General features: G+C 35.1%; 4 protein-coding genes. 2 read left to right on the top strand and 2 right to left on the bottom strand.

Features of this window, described 5'->3' with window-relative positions:
* Positions 1–251, bottom strand: a 251-nt coding sequence (locus AC1DPQ_RS24920) for a LiaF transmembrane domain-containing protein (RefSeq protein WP_477611208.1), incomplete at its 3' end; no start/stop codon positions are given.
* Positions 252–383: 132 nt separating this feature from the next.
* Between AC1DPQ_RS24920 and AC1DPQ_RS24915 the strand changes: the two genes are divergently transcribed.
* The gene (locus AC1DPQ_RS24915; protein ID WP_477585485.1) at positions 384–1,256 is read left to right on the top strand and encodes a ChaN family lipoprotein; all 873 of its coding nucleotides are present in this window, start codon (positions 384–386) and stop codon (positions 1,254–1,256) included.
* 45 nt (positions 1,257–1,301) lie between these two features.
* On the opposite strand, the gene mscL is transcribed toward AC1DPQ_RS24915, so the two are convergent.
* Complete coding sequence (mscL, locus tag AC1DPQ_RS24910; protein ID WP_477585487.1) at positions 1,302–1,751, bottom strand: large conductance mechanosensitive channel protein MscL; 450 nt, start codon at positions 1,749–1,751, stop codon at positions 1,302–1,304.
* A gap of 167 nt (positions 1,752–1,918) precedes the next feature.
* Between mscL and AC1DPQ_RS24905 the strand changes: the two genes are divergently transcribed.
* Positions 1,919–2,381, top strand: a 463-nt coding sequence (locus AC1DPQ_RS24905; RefSeq protein ID WP_477611207.1) for an RNA polymerase factor sigma-54, incomplete at its 3' end; no start/stop codon positions are given.

Below are 2,381 nucleotides of genomic sequence, written 5' to 3'. Positions count from 1 at the left end.
ATATTACTTAAGGTATTGTAAGCGCCGATCAAAATCAAAATTAGCCAGGCTATTCCTTTAAAGTTACGACGAACGCCGATAAATACACCAAGTGCAATTAAAAAATTAGACCAGCTGAATATCCATCTCGGAATATTTAGTCCCATGTTGTTCAATAGAAATGCAAATCCGATGATGACTATGATGAAACCACTCCAAACTCTTCCTGAGTTTTTAATGTGGTTGTTATCGTTTTTATTAAGATTATCCATGTGTGTTCATATTTAATAATCCAAAAGTATTAATAAGCACTACATCATAATATACACAAGGTGCAAGAACTCGGTAAAAGACGGTAAGTGCCCTTATTTTATCGGTGAAAATTATTTTGTTATTTTGACGGTATGAAATTTTCACTATTAATGTTTGTTTTTGCTATTTCTACCAGCTTGTGTGCACAGGAAATAAGTAACCATTATAAGATTTACGATGTAAAAAAACAGAAATCCATATCAATGGACGACATTGTTACTGATATGAACCAGGCTGATGTTTTATTCTTTGGCGAAGACCACAACGATTCTATAGGCCATTATCTGGAAGCAGAGCTTTTTAAAAGACTTCATTCAAAATATCCATTAAAAACGGCACTGTCTTTAGAAATGTTCCATACCGATGTACAACCTGAGGTAGATGAATACCTGGCAGGATTAATTTCAGAAAAGAACTTTATTAAAGAAGGCAGGGCCTGGGGCAATTACAAAGATTATAAACCTTTAATGGAGTATGCCAAACAAAATAAGCTAAAAGTTATTGCTGCAAATGCCGCTACGCGTTACAGCAATGCTGTTACTATGGGAGGGCTTAAAGTTTTAGAAAATTTCCCAAAAACATCATTTAATTTTTTACCACCCTTACCTATTGATACGGCTCAGGGTAGGTATTATGAAAAATTTACAGAAACTTTGGGTGGCCACAGCATGGGCTCGATGAAAATTTACCAAACGCAAAATTTATGGGATGCGACCATGGCATGGTCTATAAATAAGTTTCTTAAGGCAAACAGAGGCTTTAAGGTTTTTCAGCTTAATGGACGTTTCCACAGCGACGAAAAACTGGGAACATTGGTGAAACTGGCTCAGACCAATCCAAAACTAAAAATCCTGAACATTTCATCATTTTCTGATGAAAGCTTTGCCAATCCCGATTGGGGAAAATTTAAAAAACTCGGCGATTATATCATTATAACCGATCCAAATGTAAAAAGAAGTTATTAAAACAAAATAGCCGCCCCTTTTTTGCATCGGGACGGCTTTTATATATTATGCTTTTGTTTTTAACAGATCTCTGATTTCGGTTAAAAGGGTTTCTTCTGCCGTTGGTACTACCGGTGCTGCAACTGCCACCTCTTCCTCTTTCTTTTTCATTCTATTAATTGCTTTAACCATCATAAAAACAATTAAAGCCAGCAATAAGAAATTAATGGCTACCGTAATAAAGTTACCATAAGCAAATATAGATGCATCTGGTGCGGCCTTTTTAGCATCTGCCAGCGAAGCACCCTTTGGAATCAGTTCGGCACCTTTACCCATTGCAAAATAAATGCTGCTAAAATCTGGTTTACCAACCATTGCAGCTACAATAGGCATCACTAAATCGTCGATTACGCTGGTAACAATTTTACCAAAAGCACCACCTATAATTACGCCTACCGCCAAATCGAAAGCATTCCCTTTAATGGCAAATTCTTTAAATTCTTTTACAAAGCCCATATTTTATTAAGTTTTAGTTTATTTATTCACTAAAGTAGCAAACATTAAACTCAATACAAATGTTTATGAAATAATTTTAAAACCAAACATATCGATAGCATTTAAGTCAATTCAGCAGAATATCTGAAATCTATTGTTTATTTTTGCCCCATTCTTTTATATTTACTATGCTAAAGCAACACTTACAACAAAAATTATTACAAAAGTTATCACCGCAACAAATACAGTTTATTAAACTGTTGCAGGTGCCAACCGTTGCTTTAGATACCCGTGTAAAAGAAGAACTTGAAGAAAACCCAGCACTTGAAGATCCAAGTTTAATGACTCAGGATGAGCCAAAGAGCGAATATGATGATCTGAATGATGGGCCTGAAGATTACGAACAATCATCAGAAGACACCAGCATGGATGAATTTAATGTAGATGATTATTTACAGGACGATTCTACCAATGATTATAGCACCAACTATAATAACGGTGATGACGATGAAGAGAAAAAAGAAACACCAATTGCCATTGAAAGTACTTTTTTTGAAAGTTTACAGGAGCAATTAGACCTTATTCCCCTATCCGACCAGGATTTTATTATTGGCAAACAAATTATAGGCAGTTTAGATGATGATGGTTATC

It is taken from the genome of Pedobacter sp. 01T416_2, from assembly GCF_056398925.1.
This window is presented reverse-complemented; position numbering and strand designations above follow the sequence as displayed.

Coding starts and splice junctions, on each gene's coding strand:
- AC1DPQ_RS24915 (WP_477585485.1), top strand. CDS start 384: ATGAAATTTTCACTATTAATGTTTGTTTTTGCTATTTCTACCAGCTTG.
- mscL (WP_477585487.1), bottom strand. CDS start 1,751: ATGGGCTTTGTAAAAGAATTTAAAGAATTTGCCATTAAAGGGAATGCT.